Annotated in this window: 7 protein-coding genes; 4 read left to right on the forward strand and 3 right to left on the reverse strand. The window is 71.7% G+C overall.

Annotated elements, in window-relative coordinates:
* Window position 1: 1 nt before the first annotated feature.
* Entirely contained in the window at window positions 2–2,071 is a 2,070-nt protein-coding gene (locus ASD48_RS39540) for a serine protease (RefSeq protein ID WP_057606734.1), read from the forward strand.
* 33 nt (window positions 2,072–2,104) lie between these two features.
* Here ASD48_RS39540 and ASD48_RS39545 read toward each other — a convergent pair whose 3' ends face one another.
* Window positions 2,105–3,190, reverse strand: a complete 1,086-nt coding sequence (locus ASD48_RS39545; RefSeq protein ID WP_057606804.1) for a M23 family metallopeptidase — start codon at window positions 3,188–3,190, stop codon at window positions 2,105–2,107.
* A gap of 426 nt (window positions 3,191–3,616) precedes the next feature.
* Between ASD48_RS39545 and ASD48_RS39550 the strand changes: the two genes are divergently transcribed.
* Window positions 3,617–4,363 (forward strand): STM4015 family protein, encoded by a 747-nt coding sequence (locus tag ASD48_RS39550; protein ID WP_348983249.1) that lies wholly within the window; start codon window positions 3,617–3,619, stop codon window positions 4,361–4,363.
* A 19-nt stretch (window positions 4,364–4,382) separates the two neighbouring features.
* On the opposite strand, the gene ASD48_RS39555 is transcribed toward ASD48_RS39550, so the two are convergent.
* Both ASD48_RS39555 and ASD48_RS39560 read right to left on the reverse strand, forming a co-directional pair.
* A complete protein-coding gene (locus ASD48_RS39555; protein WP_057606805.1) occupies window positions 4,383–7,757 on the reverse strand; it encodes a pyruvate carboxylase in 3,375 nt (1,124 codons plus the stop codon).
* A 150-nt stretch (window positions 7,758–7,907) separates the two neighbouring features.
* Window positions 7,908–9,689: an FAD-binding dehydrogenase gene (locus ASD48_RS39560; protein WP_057606735.1), complete on the reverse strand. Its 1,782-nt coding sequence runs from the start codon at window positions 9,687–9,689 to the stop codon at window positions 7,908–7,910.
* Between the two features lie 227 nt (window positions 9,690–9,916).
* Here ASD48_RS39560 and ASD48_RS39565 point away from each other — a divergent pair, with 227 nt between their 5' ends.
* A complete protein-coding gene (locus ASD48_RS39565) occupies window positions 9,917–11,062 on the forward strand; it encodes a PucR family transcriptional regulator (protein ID WP_057606736.1) in 1,146 nt (381 codons plus the stop codon).
* Window positions 11,063–11,192: 130 nt separating this feature from the next.
* The gene (locus ASD48_RS39570; RefSeq protein WP_057606737.1) at window positions 11,193–16,379 is read left to right on the forward strand and encodes a family 43 glycosylhydrolase; all 5,187 of its coding nucleotides are present in this window, start codon (window positions 11,193–11,195) and stop codon (window positions 16,377–16,379) included.
* The last annotated feature ends 65 nt before the right edge of the window (window positions 16,380–16,444 follow it).

The raw sequence follows: 16,444 nt of genomic DNA on the forward strand, positions 1-16,444 counted from the left end.
CATGGCTGCGACGGACACGTCCCGCGGCGAGCGGGAGCGCCAGGTGGCGGCGGCCGCCGCACGGTACGGCGCGGCCGGCGACGCGCGCCGCGCGGTCGAGCGGCAACAGGACGCCGGGATCGCCTTCCCCGACTCCGAGGAGGCGCTCGCGGCCCGCGCGGCCCGTCTGCTCGAACGGCACGCGGTGCCTTCCGCCATGGTGGTGGAGGCCGTCCGCGCGGAGCCGCTTGCCGCGACCGCCGCGTACGAACGCATCCTCGGGGTGTCCAAGGAGCTCCAGGCATGGAGCTTCCTGCCGCGCGGCAGCCGGGCCGCACGCACCGTCGCCCGGATCTCGGTCCGGGAGAACGGCCGTGAACTGCCGCTCGGCACCGGCTTCCTCGTCTCGCCGAGCCTGCTGATGACCAACCATCACGTCCTCACCGACGCGGAGGCCTCCCGGGCGTGCTTCGTGGAGTTCGACGCCCAGGTCACCGTCGACAACACTCCTCAGGCGCCGACACGGCTGGGCCTCGACCCCGACGCCTTCTTCGCGGCGGACGAACGCCTCGACTTCGCGCTGGTGTTCGTCGCCGCCGGCCCGGACGGCAGGCCACCCGGCGAGACGTTCGGCTGGAACCGGCTCAGCGCCCAGACCGGGAAACTGGTGATCGGCGAGCCCGTCAACGTCATCGGCCACCCGATGGGCCGCCTGAAGGAGATCGCCGTACGCGACAACATGCTCCAGACCCGCCTCGACGACTTCCTCCACTACCGCACCGACACCGAGCCCGGAAACTCCGGATCCCCGGTCTTCAACGACCAGTGGGAGGTCGTCGCGCTCCATCACAGCGGGGTACCCATGACGGACGACAAGGGCCGCGTCCTGCGCCGGGACGGGCAGGTCTGGCGCCCCGGGGACGGCGAGGACGCCATCGACTGGGTGGCCAACGAGGGCGTGCGCATCAGCTCGATCCTCAGACACCTCGCCGCGCTCCCCCGCACCTCCCCGCGGCCGTCCCCGCTGGACGACCTGGGCCCCGAGGCGGGGCTGGCCCGGACGCGGGCCGCCGCCGCACCCGCACCCGCACCCGCACCCGCACCCGCACCCGCACCCGTGATCGTCGCCGCATCGCCACCGGCGCCCGAGCGGGCCGCCGAGCGGGCCGCCGCTCGGGCGGGCCTGCGCGCCCGGGACGGAGCGTTCGGCGGCGACCGGCACCTGGTCTTCCTGCACGGTCGTTCCCAGGAGGGCAAGGACCCCGAGAAACTGCGCCGCGCATGGGCGGCCGGGCTCAACCAGGGACTCGTGCGGGCCGGGCTGCCTCCCGTCGACCCGGCGGACGTCTGGTTCCCCTTCTACGGCGACAGGCTGGCGCAGGCCCTCACCGCGCACGAAGCCGTCCCCCGCGTGGTCGAGGCGCCGACCGCCATGGCGGCGGAGGTGGTCGCGCCCTCCGCTCCGTCCGCCCGCGCGGTGTACGAGGAGATCATCGGCGAGGCGGCCCTGAAGTGGAACATGCCGCAGGAACGGCAACTGGCCACCGAGGGCTTCGGTCTGGGCGACATCGTCGGTGTCCTGCAGAAGAGGCTGAGCTGGCTGGCCGCCAGGAGCGACCTCGACGCGTGGGCCATCGCCCTGATCTTCCGTGACGTGGCCGCCTACCTCGACGACGCCCGGCCCGTCCGTGACGAGGTCCTGAACTCCGTGCTCGAGGCGATGCCGGACTCGGGCGAGGTGGTCCTCGTCAGCCACAGCCTGGGCACGGTCGTCGGCCTGGACCTCACCACACGGCTGTCCCCCGGGGTGAGCGCCGTCCATCTGACCACGGCCGGCAGCCCCCTCGGCCTGGACAGTGTGTACAGCAGGCTCCTCGTGGGCGGGCCCAAGCGTCCCGACCTGGTCGCGGACTGGGGCAATGTCTGGTGCCCCAACGACGCGGTCGCCATCGGATGCCCACTGGCCGACGACTGGGCGGACGGCCTGACCGACCTCGCCGTCATCAACGCCCGCGACCGGGCCCACAGCATGGTGGAGTACCTCTCCCACACCGAGGTCGCCCGGTCGGTCGGCAGCCGCCTCGCGCTCTGAACCGGTGGTGGCACCCGCCCTCGTGAGGTGCCGTCAGCCGTTCAGCGCCAGCCAGGGCCGGGGATCGGCGTAGTAGCCGTCGTAGATCACCTCGAAGTGCAGATGGGGGCCGGTGGACAGGCCGGTGGAACCGACCCGCCCGAGCGGGGTCCCGGTCTGCACGGTCTGTCCCGCGGTGACGTCGATGGCGGACAGGTGGCTGTACGTGGTCTGGAGCCGTTTGCCCTCGATCGTGCCGTGGTCGACGACCACCCGGTTGCCGTAGGCCGTGGTCATGGCCGCGAAGACGACCGTGCCCGCGCGGGCGGCGGAGACCTGGGCTCCCTGGGGTGCGCCGAAGTCCACGCCGGTGTGGAGTTTGGTGACGCCGGTGAGTGGGTGCTGGCGGGAGCCGTAGGGCGAGGTGATGGTGAGGGTGGTGACGGGCGGTGCCAGGATCGCGTCGGCCAGGAGGCCACCGCCGCTGGTGTCCTCCCGGTCGAAGGCCTCGTACTTGGCGAACAGGGCCTTGACCTCGCCGAGGTAGGTCCGCGCCGAGGCGGGGACACCGCCCGCCTTCGTCACGGCGTCCGTGCCGACCGCGTAGGCGGCGAGGGTGAGGTCGACGAGGTCCCCGTTGACGGTGCCGTCGGTTCTGAGTCCGGTGACCTGCCCGGCCAGGGAGCAGTCCTGGCGCCCGAGCGCCATGATGGCGTCGGCCGGATCGCCCGGTGAGGACCGCCCGTTGCCGTCGTCGTCCTTGCCCCAGGTCTTCCAGTCGGCGGCGGTGAAGGCGGCGATGCCCTGCGGGCCGGAGCCGGTCGCACCGGCGTCGCTCCAGCCGGTGAGCTGGTCGATCTGCGCGGCGAGGACGGACGCGGTGACGACCGTGCAGGCGTCGGCGGACTTGCGCAGCCAGGGTCCGTAGCTCGCGTCGACACCGCCGGGGGCGGCGTCCTGCGCGGTGCCCTCCCCGGGACTCCAGTCGTCCGGGAGCCCACCGGTCAGGGCGAGGAACCCGGCGACCGTGGTGAGGGTGACCAGGCCCGGCAGGACCAGGAGGGTGAAGGGGCCCGGGCCGCGCCGACGGGGGCGCGGGGCGGGTGCTTCCGGGGCCGGGGTCACCGGAGCCGGGGTCACCGGAGCCGGGGTCACCGAGGCGGGGGCCTCCTGAGCGGGGGCCTCCCGGGCTGCGACGGCCTCGTACGCGGGGATCTCGACGGCGGGCTCGTCGCTCACGCGGCGGACTCCGGACGACGGGTCGACGGCCGCTGCGGCACAGTGCGGTTGTTCACGGACGGACGTTAGCCGGTGACCCGGCCCACGTCACCGGACGCGGGGGCAGACCTGCTGCCCGCACGGGCAGCGCGCCTCGGGGAACTGCCGTTGGGAGTTGGTGGAAAGTACGCCGCAGGGGCCGGGGCGCGCAGTTCCGGCCGCCGTCCGCTCACGGAGGTATCCGCCCATGACGCCGGCGCACGTCTCGCACCTGCACGGCCTGCCGGTGTACGTCTTCCGGCTGCCCGGGGAGACCTCGCGGGACCTCCCCGAAGCGGAGTCCGTGGCGTGGAAGCCGCCGGCGACTCCTGCCACGAGGTGGTGGAGCGCCTCGCGGGGGCGGCGGACCGGCTGACCGGCCTTCGGGCCCTCTACCTCGCGGACCTCGAATTCGAGGAGTGCGAGCTCTCCTGGATCGTCCAGGGCGACGTCAGCCCGTTCCTCGCCGCCTACCCGGGGCTGGAGGAGCTCGCCGTACGCGGTTCGGGCGGCGGCTTCGGCGGCGGTCCGGGGCTGGAGTTCACACCGTTGCGCCACGAGGGTCTGCGGATCCTCCGCTTCGAGAACGGCGGACTGCCGGCCGAGGTGGTGCACGGGCTCGCCGCCTCGGAACTGCCCGCGCTGGAGCACCTGGACCTGTGGCTGGGCACGGAGTCGTACGGCCGCACCACCACCGTGGCCGACCTCGAACCGATCCTGGACGGCTCCCGGCTGCCCGCCCTGCGCCGGCTGGGCCTGCGGAACGCCGACAACGAGGACGAGGTGGCGGCCGCCGTCGCCTCCGCCCCGGTCGTCGCAGAGCTCACCGCCCTGCACCTGGGCCGCGGCACGCTGTCCGACGAGGGTGCCGCGGCTCTGCTGGGCGTCCGGCCCCTGGTGCATCTCCAGGAGCTGGACCTTCACCACCACTACCTGTCCGACGCCATGGCCGAGCGCATACGGCAGGCCCTGGAGCCCTACGGCGTGAAGGTGGACCTGTCGGGCCGCGAGGACGCGGACGACCCGGGCGAGCGGTACGTGGCCGCGGGCGAGTGACCGTCCGCGGCCCCTGACCTCAGCCCACCTCGACCAGCAGGTCGCCGCCTTCCACCTGCTGGATCCGGTTGATGGCCAGCCGCGACACCGTGCCCGCCTTCGGGGCCGTGATGGTGGCCTCCATCTTCATCGCCTCGATGGTGGCGACGGTCGCGCCTGCCTCCACCTCGTCGCCCTCGGCGACCGCGAGGGTGACCACGCCCGCGAACGGCGCGGCGACGTGCCCGGGATTGGCGCGGTCGGCCTTCTCGGTCACCGGCACGTCGGAGGCCGCCGCCTTGTCCCGCACCTGGATGGGCCGCAGTTGGCCGTTCAGGGAGGACATGACCGTGCGCAGGCCGCGCTCGTCGGCCTCACCGACGGCCTGGAGCTCGATCAGGAGCCGGACGCCCGGCTCGAGGTCGACGGCGTACTCCGTGCTCGGACGCAGACCGTAGAAGAAGTCCTTGCTGTCGAGCACGCTGGTGTCGCCGTAGGCGTGGCGGTGGGCCTCGAAGTCGCGGGTCGGGCCGGGGAAGAGCAGCCGGTTGAGGGTGCTGCGGCGGGTCTTCTCCAGGCCTTCACGGTCCTCGGTGGTGAGTTCCTGGACGGGCTTGGCCTCGGTGCGGCCCCGCAGCGCCTTGCTGCGGAACGGCTCGGGCCAGCCGCCGGGCGGGGTGCCGAGTTCGCCGCGCAGGAAGCCGATGACCGAGTCGGGGATGTCGTAGCGGTCGGGCGACGCCTCGAAGTCCGCGGGGGACACTCCGGCACCGACCAGGTGCAGGGCGAGGTCGCCGACCACCTTGGAGGACGGGGTGACCTTCACCAGGTGGCCGAGGATGCGGTCGGCGGCGGCGTACATCGCCTCGATGTCCTCGAAGCGGTCGCCGAGGCCGAGCGCGACGGCCTGGGTGCGCAGGTTGGAGAGCTGCCCGCCGGGGATCTCGTGGTGGTAGACGCGTCCCGTCGGGGAGGCCAGCCCGGCCTCGAAGGGGGCGTAGATCCTGCGGACGCCCTCCCAGTACGGTTCCAGGTCGCCGACGGCCTGGAGGTCGAGGCCGGTGGGCCGCTCGGAGTGGTCGGTCGCGGCGACGATCGCGGACAGCGAGGGCTGCGAGGTCGTGCCCGCCATGGAGGCCACGGCGCCGTCGACGGCGTCCGCGCCGGCCTGGATCGCGGCCAGGTAGGTGGCGAGCTGGCCGCCCGCGGTGTCGTGGGTGTGCAGGTGCACCGGCAGGTCGAACTCACGGCGCAGCGCCGACACGAGCTTCGCGGCGGCCGGGGCGCGCAGCAGGCCCGCCATGTCCTTGACGGCCAGCACATGGGCGCCCGCCTCGACGATCTGCTCGGCCAGGCGGAGGTAGTAGTCGAGGGTGTAGAGCCGCTCGTTCGGGTCGGACAGGTCGGAGGTGTAGCAGAGGGCGACCTCGGCGACGGCCGTCCCCGTCTCCCGTACGGCGTCGATGGCGGGCCGCATCTGGCCGACGTCGTTGAGCGCGTCGAAGATGCGGAAGATGTCGATGCCGGTGGCGGCCGCCTCCTGCACGAAGGCGTCGGTCACCTCGGTCGGGTAGGGCGTGTAGCCGACGGTGTTGCGGCCGCGCAGCAGCATCTGGAGGCAGATGTTGGGGACGGCCTCGCGCAGGGCCGCCAGCCGCTCCCAGGGATCCTCGGCGAGGAAGCGCAGGGCGACGTCGTAGGTGGCGCCGCCCCAGCACTCCAGGGACAGCAGCTGGGGCAGGGTCCGGGCGACCAGCGGGGCCGAGGCGAGGAGGTCCTTGGTACGGACGCGGGTGGCCAGCAGGGACTGGTGGGCGTCGCGGAAGGTGGTGTCGGTGACGCCGATGGTCGGCGACTCGCGCAGATGGCGGGCGAAGCCCTCGGGGCCGAGCCGGACGAGGCGCTGACGGGAGCCCGCGGGCGGCTCGGTGCCGGGCAGCGGCGGCAGCTTGGTGACCGGGTCGATCAGCTCGGGCCGTTCACCGTGCGGCTTGTTCACCGTGACGTCGGCGAGGTAGGTCAGCAGCTTGGTGCCGCGGTCGGCCGAGGAGCGTGCGGTGAGCAGGTGCGGGCGCTCTTCGATGAACGACGTCGTGACGCGTCCGCCCTGGAAGTCCGGGTCGTCCAGGACGGCCTGGAGGAACGGGATGTTGGTGGACACGCCGCGGATCCGGAACTCGGCGACGGCACGCCGGGCCCGCTTGATCGCGGTCTCGAAGTCCCGTCCTCGGCAGGTCAGTTTGACCAGCATCGAGTCGAAGTGCGCGCTGATCTCGGTACCCGCGTGGGTGGTGCCGCCGTCGAGACGGATACCGGATCCGCCGGGTGAGCGGTAGGCGCTGATGCGGCCGGTGTCGGGGCGGAAGCCGTTGGCGGGGTCCTCGGTGGTGATCCGGCACTGCAGGGCCGCGCCGTGCAGGGTGACGGTCTCCTGGGACAGGCCGAGGTCGGCCAGGGTCTCGCCGGCGGCGATGCGCAGCTGGGCCTGGACGAGGTCGACGTCGGTAACCTCCTCGGTCACCGTGTGCTCGACCTGGATGCGCGGGTTCATCTCGATGAAGACGTGGTTGCCCGCGGGGTCGAGGAGGAACTCGACGGTACCGGCGTTGCGGTAGCCGATCTGCCGGGCGAAGCGCACGGCGTCGGCGCAGATGCGGTCGCGCAGCTCCGGGGCGAGGTTGGGCGCGGGGGCCAGCTCGATCACCTTCTGGTGACGGCGCTGGACCGAGCAGTCGCGCTCGAAGAGGTGGATGACGTTGCCCTCGCCGTCGGCGAGGATCTGCACCTCGATGTGGCGCGGGTCGACGACGGCCTTCTCCAGGAAGACGGTCGGGTCGCCGAAGGCGGAAGCGGCCTCGCGGGAGGCCGCCTCGATGGACTCGCGCAGCACGGCCGGGTCCTCGACGCGGCGCATGCCCCGGCCGCCGCCTCCGGCGACGGCCTTGACGAACAGGGGGAAGCCGATCTCCTGCGCGGCCCCGACCAGTTCGTCGATGTCGTTGGAGGGCGCGGACGAACCGAGCACGGGCACGCCCGCCGCGCGGGCCGCCGCGACGGCGCTCGCCTTGTTCCCGGTCAGTTCGAGGGTGCGCGCGTCGGGGCCGACGAACGTGATGCCCGCCTCCTCGCAGGCACGGGCGAGTTCGGGGTTCTCGGAGAGGAACCCGTAGCCCGGGTAGACGGCGTCGGCGCCCGCCCGGCGCGCGGCGCCGACGATCTCCTCGACGGAGAGGTAGGCGCGCACCGGGTGCCCTTGCTCGCCGATCTCGTAGGCCTCGTCGGCCTTCTGCCGGTGGAGTGAGTTGCGGTCCTCGTGCGGGAAGACCGCGACCGTGCGCGCGCCCAGCTCATAGCCGGCGCGAAACGCACGGATCGCGATCTCACCACGGTTGGCGACCAGCACCTTGCGGAACATCCGGGACCCCTTCAGCCTGGCGGTGACGAGGACCATCGTGTCGGTGCCCGACCTGGTTGGCCATGTGAGTCGGGCCACTCGGCGCATGTCTCGCTCGATCGGACCGTGCCCGACTACATTTGACGGCGTTCGACTGCGTTCGACGCCCGGTCAGGTCGCGGTCGCCGCCGCGGCGGCACGTCCCGCCTGGCGCCCGGAGAACAGACAGCCGCCGAGGAACGTGCCCTCGAGGGAGCGGTAGCCGTGGATCCCGCCGCCGCCGAAGCCGGCGACCTCTCCGGCCGCGTACAGACCGGGTACGGGGTTCCCGGCCGCGTTCAGGACCCGGCCGGAGAGGTCGGTCTGGAGACCGCCGAGGGTCTTGCGGGTGAGGACGTTGAGGCGTACGGCGATCAGCGGCCCCGCGCTCGAGTCGAGGATCCGGTGGACGGCGGCCGTGCGGCTGAGTGAGTCGCCGGTGTAGTTCAGGGCGTTGCGGATGCCCATGACCTGGACGTCCTTGGTGTACGCGTTGTCGATCTCGCGGTCCCGGGCCTCGATCTGCCGCTTGAGGCCCGCGAGGTCGATGAGCGAGGTGCCGGTCAGCTTGTTCATGCCGGCGACGAGGTCGGTGAGCGTCGAGGCGACGACGAAGTCCTCGCCCTTGTTCTTGAACTTCTCGATCGGCTCCGGGGTCTGCCAGATCCGGGACAGCAGCTGCCAGACGTTCTTGTCGGTGAGGTCGGGGTTCTGTTCGGAGCCGGAGAGCGCGAACTCCTTGGCGATGATCTTCTGGGTGGTGACGAACCAGGAGTAGTCGTAGCCCGAGTCGGTGATGGTCCTGAGGGTGTGCAGGGTGTCGTAGCCCGGGATGTCGGGCGTGTCGAACCGCTTGCCCGTGGCGTCGAACCACATCGAGGACGGGCCGGGGAGGATGCGGATGCCGTGGCCGGGCCAGATCGGGTCGTAGTTGCGCAGGCCCTCGGTGTAGTGCCACATGCGGTCGGGGTTGACGATGCGCCCGCCCGCCTTCTCGGTGATGCCGAGCATGCGGCCGTCGACGTGCGCGGGCACGCCCGTGACCATGAACTTCGGAGGGGTGCCCATCCGGGCGGGCCAGTTCTGCCGGACCAGGTCGTGGTTGGCGCCGATGCCGCCGGAGGTGACGACGACGACCGGGGCGTGCAGCTCGAAGTCGCCGACGACGGTGCGGGAGCTGGGCTTGCCGCGGGCCACGCCGCTGGGCTCCAGGACGGCCCCGCGGACGCCCGTGACGACTCCCCCGGTGGTGACGATCTCGTCCACGCGGTGCCGGAACCTGAAGCTGACCTTGTTGTCGGCGACCGCGGCCCGCACCTTCTTCTCGAAGGGCTCGACGACCGCCGGTCCGGTGCCCCAGGTGACGTGGAAGCGCGGCACCGAGTTGCCGTGTCCGGTGGCGAGACCTCCGCCGCGCTCCGCCCAGCCGACGATCGGGAACCACTGGACGCCCAGTCCGGAGAGCCAGGACCGCTTCTCGCCGGACGCGAACTCGACGTACGCCTTGGCCCACTGGTACGCCCAGTGGTCCTGGCCCCGGGGGTCGTCGACGCCCCGGTCGAAGCCGGCCGTGCCCTGCCAGTCCTGCCAGGCCAGGTCGTAGGTGTCCTTGACGCCCATCAGCCGCTGTTCGTCGGAGTTGACGAAGAAGAGTCCGCCGAAGGACCAGAACGCCTGGCCGCCGATGCTCGCCTCGGGTTCCTGGTCGAGGAGGAGCACCTTGCGTCCGGCTGCGGCGAGTTCGGCGGTGGCGACGAGGCCTGCCAGGCCGTGGCCGACGACGATCGCGTCGGCGTCCTGCGTCGCGCCGTACGCGGGGAAGGCCTGCGCGGCGAGGGTCGCGCCCGCGAGGACTCCGCCCGCCGCGGTCAGGGCGTGGCGGCGGGTGATTCCGTCGGCTTCGGGGGTGTCCATGAGCGGCCCTCCTGGAGGCTTCGCGGGGGCGGTGCCTGGACCGTGCTGGGTGGGCCCTGGTCGGTCCATGGGTGGCGTGACTGAGGGGTGTTCCTGCGACAGCTGCGCTGTTACCGTCGGTAGCCCAACAGGAAACCAGGTCGTCACACGGCTCCGGTAGTGCGCGGACGTCAACGTGGACACCGCTCGCTTGTGGCTCGGCGACAGCGACCGGGCGAAGGGGGACCATGACCGTCGTCCACGGACCGGAGCCGGTCGCCAGGGTCCTGCGGGACATGGCCGCCGACGTCGATGTGTGCGTCGAGCTCGTGCGCGCCGCCCGCAGCCGCTCCCCCGAACTGTCCCGGCTGACCGAGGAGGCGACCCGGTCGCATGTGACGGCGATGCTCCGCGCGGCCGACCCCTGGTTCACCGCGCCGGAAGGGACCGGCTCGGTCGACGACCAGGACTTCACGGCCGCCCTCCTGCTGGGCGCCGACCGCGCCGTGCAGGGCGTGCCGATGACGGTCGTGCTGCGGGGCGTGCAGGCGGCGCTCGGCCGCGCGGCGGAGCTCGTCGTGGACCGGTGCCGTTCGGCGGGGGTCTCGGACCGGGCGCTGCTGTCGGTCGTGCTGCGGCTCCAGGAGTACGGCGCGGCGATGGAACGGCAGGTGATCCACGGCTACCGAGCCGCCGAGCACGAGTCGCCCCGCGCGCCGGGCGCCGTCCGCACCCGGCTGCTGCACCAGGCGCTGGTCGGCGAAGTCCCGCCGCTCCAGGAGGAGTTGTCGCGCGCCGGGGTCCGGTCGGACACTGCCGGGCATTACCACTGCCTGGTCGCCGCTCCCGTGCCCGCGCGGGCGGTGCGCTCGCCGCACGCGGTGACCGTGCCGCTCGACGGCCGCGCGGCCGGACTGTGCCCGCGGCCGCCGGAGGCCGACGAGGTCGATCCCGAGGCGCTGGTCGTGGTCGCGCCCGCCGCTCCCCTGCCGGAGCTGCCCGCGCTGTACCGGCTGTGCGTGCGCGCCGTGGATCTCGGCCGGCAGCACGGTCTGCACGGGCTGTACGACGTCACGGACTTCGCCGCCAGGATCGCGCTGGCCGAGCAGTCCTCCCTGGGCGTCCTGCTGAGCCGGCGGCTTCTGGGCCCACTCGACCCGTCGGACACCTTTCATCGTCAACTCGCCCTCACCGCGCTGGCGTTCCTGAACAACGGACGCCGGCTCGACCAGACCGCGGCGGCGCTGTTCACCCATCCCAACACCGTCCGCTACCGACTCGGCCGGCTCAGGCAGATCACCTCCACCTCCCTCGCGGACGGTGACGGCCCGCTGGCAGCCCTGCACTGGTGGTGGGCCCTCACCGCATGGCTGGAGTCGTCAACACGGCGCTGAGCCACGGACCTTGCGGGCCGCTCCCGACTGTTCGACCTGTCGGACATTGTTCGAGAACTCTTGACGCGGCCATGAACACCGTTTGACACTCTCGCAACATCACGTCACACGGTTGAAACGGCGGTCCCCCATGACGCACAGACATCGACCCGGCGACCGTGCGAAACGGGGGGCGGGGCGACTGGCCGCACTGACCGCCGTGTCGCTGCTCGTCGGCCTCGTCGGGGCAGCGACCCCCGTCCAGGCGGACGAGGCCGCCGACATCACCGACGGCCTGGCCCTCTGGTACAAGCTCGACGCCACGTCCGGCACCACGGTCGCCGACGCCTCCGGCCACGGCCGCGACGGCACGGTGGCCGGCACCGCCGGCTGGTCGTCCACCGGCCAGGGCCTCGCCTTCAACGGCTCGGACACCTACGTCAAGGTGCCGAACGACGTGCTGAAGGGCATGGACGCGATCAGCGTCGCCATGGACGTGCGGATCGACGCCACCCAGTCCACGCCGTACTTCCTGTACGGCTTCGGCAACTCCAGCGGCAGCAACGGCAACGGCTACCTGTTCACCACGGGCAACTCCCTGCGCACCTCGATAGCCACCGGCAACTGGTCGACGGAGCAGACCACCAAGCCCGCCGACTCCCACAATCTGACCCGCTCGGTGTGGAAGCACCTCACCTACACGCAGTCCGGCACCACCGGTGTGCTGTACGAGGACGGCGTCGAGGTCGCCCGCAACACGTCGGTCACCATCACCCCCGGCGCCATCGGCTCCGGCGTCACCACCGCCAGCTACCTCGGCAAGTCGGTGTACTCGGGCGACAAGCTCTTCAAGGGCGACATCCGTGACTTCCGGGTGTACGACCACGCGCTGGCCGCATCCGACGTCGAACAACTCGCCCTCCCCGTGGCCACCCAGGGCGTCGCCGACGACAAGGCCGCACTGAGCCTCGGGGACACCGGTGCCGTCATCTCCGACCTGGACCTGCCGAAGACGGGCACGGCCGGGGGCGCCACCATCGGCTGGGCGAGCGACAACACCGCCCTGGTGTCGGACACGGGCAAGGTGACGCGTCCCGCCGCGGGCGAGCCGGACGGCCACGCCACGCTCACCGCCACCCTCAGGAAGGGGACGGTCACCGCGACCAAGTCGTTCGACGTCACGGTCCTCGCCGCGTTCGACGACGCGACCGCCGCCCGGCAGGCCGCCGACGCCCTCACGGTCCACAACCTCGACGACGTACGCGGCAACCTCGGCCTCCCGGCGACCGGTTCCTACGGCACGGACGTCACCTGGGCCTCCGCGCGAGCCGACGTCGTCTCGGCCGACGGCGTGGTCCACCGTCCCGCGCACGGCACGGGCGCCACCACCGTCGACCTGACCGCGACCGTCACCAAGGGGGAGGCGAAGGCGACCCGCGTGTTCACCGCGAAGGTCCCCGAACTCCCCGTGAAGGAAGCCCTCAAGGGCTACATGTTCAGCTACTTCACCGGTGAGGGCACCTCCGACGGCGAGCAGTTGTACGCCGCGCTCAGCAAGGGCAACGACCCGCTGAAGTGGCGGGAGCTGAACGACGAGCAGCCGGTGCTGACCTCGACCCTCGGTGAGCGGGGCCTGCGCGACCCGTTCATCATCCGCTCCCCCGAGGGCGACAAGTTCTACCAGATCGCCACCGACCTCAGGATCTACGGCAACGGCGACTGGGACGCCGCCCAGCGCACCGGCAGCAAGTCCGTCATGGTCTGGGAGTCCACCGACCTCGTCCACTGGACGGACCAGCGCCTGGTGAAGGTCTCCCCCGACAGCGCCGGCAACACCTGGGCGCCCGAGGCGTACTACGACGCCGGCCTCGGCGAGTACGTGGTCTTCTGGGCGTCGAAGCTGTACGACAACGCGGCGCACTCAGGCGACACGTACAACCGGATGATGTACGCCACGACCCGCGACTTCTACACGTTCAGCGAGCCCAAGGTGTGGATCGACCGCGGCTACTCGGTCATCGACTCCACGGTGATCCAGCACGACGGCACCTACTTCCGGCTGTCGAAGGACGAGCGCAACAACTCCTCCTCCACCCCCAACAGCAAGTTCATCTTCGAGGAGAAGAGCGACTCGCTGCTGAACCTCTCCTGGGACGCGGTCGCCGAGGGCATCGGCAAGGGCGCGATGAACGCGGCCGAAGGACCGCTGGTGTTCAAGTCCAACACCGAGGAGAAGTGGTACGCCTTCCTCGACGAGTTCGGCGGCCGCGGCTACCTGCCGTTCGAGACCAGGGACCTCGCCTCCGGCGTCTGGACCCCGTCCACCGGCTACGACCTGCCGGCCAAGCCCCGCCACGGCACCGTCCTGCCGGTCACCCAGGCCGAGTACGACCGGCTGCTGCGCGCCTACCAGCCGGACCAGCTGGTCGAGAGCGTCGAGGACGTGTCCGTGAAGACACGGATCGGCCAGGCCCCGGTTCTGCCCGCGACCGTGATCGCCGCCTACGCCGACGGTGTCGCGCGCCCGGTGGCTGTGGCCTGGGACGACGTCCCGGCCACGGCCTACGCGCAGGCCGGCACGTTCACCGTGACCGGGAGCCTGCCCGACGGCGCCGCGCTTCCCGTCCGGGCCCGGGTGACGGTCTCCGAGGAGGGCGCCGACGTGCCCGCCGACCTGCTGCTGCACTACGGCTTCGACGAGACGTCCGGCAACATCGCCGTCGACTCCAGCGGACACGGCAACCACGGCACCTACGTCCGCACTCCCGGGTTCGGGACCGGCGTGGACGGCGGCTCGTTCAAGATGTCCGGCGACTCCGCGACCTCGCCCTACGTCAGGATCCCGAACGGCGTGCTGAAGGGCGCCGACAGCGTCACCGTGTCCACGTACGCCAAGTGGAAGGGCGGCTCCTCCTTCCAGTGGCTGTTCGGGCTCGGACCCGACAGCGACAAGTACCTCTTCGCCACCCCCTCCAACGGCGGCTCCAGCCTGTACTCGGCCATCACGAAGGCCAGTTGGTCGGCGGAGTCGAAGCTGACGGCCGGATCGCAACTCACCCCCGGCGAGTGGCGGCATGTCACGGTCACCCTCGACGGCGCCACCGGCACGATGGTGCTCTACGTCGACGGGGTCGAGGCGGCCCGCACGACGACCACCGTGAAGCCGTCCGAGCTGTACGACTCCGCCAAGGACTACAGCGGCTACATCGGCAGGTCGCTGTACTCGGCCGACCCGTACTTCGGCGGCGAGGTCGACGACTTCCGCGTCTACGACCGCGCGCTGTCGGCCGCGGAGGTCATGGAGCTCAGCGGCAACACCGCGGGCATCGCCAAGGCGACGCACCCGGCGCTGAAGGTCGACGCCCTCCTCGACAACGCGACCGGCAAGATCACCCTCCCGCTGAAGGAGGGCACCGACCTCACCGCGCTGGCACCGGAGTTCACCCTCGCCCACGGCGCGGCGATCAGCCCCGCCTCGGGCAGCGTGCACGACTTCAGCACGCCGGTGACGTACGAGGTGACCGGTTCGGACGGCACCAAGCGCACCTGGACCGTGTCTGCGCTCGTCATGAAGAGCCCGGTGCTGCCGGGTCTCAACGCCGACCCGAACATCGTGCGCTTCGGTGACACCTTCTACATGTACCCGACGACCGACGGCTTCGAGGGCTGGAGCGGTACGCAGTTCAAGGCGTACTCGTCGACCGACCTGGTGCACTGGACGGACCACGGGGTCATCCTCGACCTGGGGCCGGACGTGAGCTGGGCGGACAGCAGGGCATGGGCACCGGCGATCGCCGAGAAGAACGGGAAGTACTACTTCTACTTCTGCGCCGACGCCAACATCGGTGTCGCCGTCTCCGATTCGCCCACCGGCCCGTTCACGGACGCCCTGGGCAAGCCTCTGCTCAAGGCCGGACAGTACAGCGGCCAGATGATCGACCCGGCGGTCTTCACGGACGACGACGGCCGGTCCTACCTCTACTGGGGCAACGGCCACGCCTATGTCGTGCCGCTCGGCGACGACATGGTCTCCTTCGACGCCTCGCAGATCACCGACATCACCCCGAGCGGGTACAACGAGGGCAGCTTCGTCGTCAAGCGCAAGGGCACCTACTACTTCATGTGGTCGGAGAACGACACCCGCGACGATAACTACCGCGTCGCCTACGCCACCGGTCCCTCGCCCACCGGCCCGTGGACCAAGCGCGGCGTGATCCTGGAGAAGGACCTCTCCCTCGGCATCAAGGGCCCCGGCCACCACTCGGTCGTCCAGGTGCCGGGTACGGACGACTGGTACATCGCCTACCACCGCTTCGCCATCCCCGGCGGTGACGGCACCCACCGCGAAACCACCGTCGACAAGCTGGAGTTCGACGCCGACGGCCTGATCCGGAAGGTCGTGCCCACCCTTACGGGCATCGACCCGGTCACCGTCGTCCACGCCGGTCCGGACGCCCAGGGCGTCGAGGGCGCCCCGATCGCCCTGACCGGCACGGTCTCCGGAGCGGGCGGCGCACGGTGGACCCTCCAGAAGGGCGCGCCCTGCACGGTCGAGGACGCCGCCGCCGCCCGCACCACGGTCACCTGCACCGACAACGGCACCTACACCGTCACCCTCACCGGCGGCCGCAGCACCGACGCGGCCGAGGTGACCGTGACGAACGCGGCCCCCGCCATCACGTCCGCCACCGGCCCGTCGGGCCCGGTGCCGGCCGGCCGCGGCACGGCCGTCACCGTCCGGTTCGGCGACCCGGGCACCGGTGACACCCACACCTGTGTGGTCGACTGGAAGGACGGCGGCAAGCCGACCACCGGCACGGTCACCTCGTCCGGCTGCCGTGCCGAGCACACCTACACCTCGGCGGGCATCCGCCGTCCGGTGATCACCGTCACCGACGACGACGGCGCCTCGGCGGCCACGACCCTCCCCGAGCTGATCGTGTACGACCGGGCCGCCGGACCGGTGGTGGGCGCGGGCACCGTCGACTCCAGGGTCGGGCCGAAACTGACGGGCCGGGCGTTCTTCTCGCTCACGGCCGGCTATCTGCCGGGGGCCACCGCTCCGGCGGGCGGGGTCACGTTCGACTCCAAGCAGGCCCACGTGAAGTTCCGCTCCACCGGCCTCGACTGGCTCGTCGTCACCGGCTCCACGGCCGTCCTCCAGGGCTCGGGCACGGTCAACGGCAAGAGTGGTTACGGCTTCCGCCTCACGATCACGGACAGCCCCGACACGTTCCTCGTGAAGATCTGGAAGAAGTCCGGCGGGGAGGTGGTCTACGGCAGTGGCACCCCGGCGAAGGTCAACGGCGTCGTCACGGTCGGCTACCGGCGCCGGTAGCCCCGACGCCTGGCCGTCGATCCGGCCGGGCGGTTAAGGTCATGGGCCCCCTGTCCTCGGCAGGG

The organism is Streptomyces sp. Root1310, assembly GCF_001426425.1.
Lineage (GTDB): Bacteria > Actinomycetota > Actinomycetes > Streptomycetales > Streptomycetaceae > Streptomyces.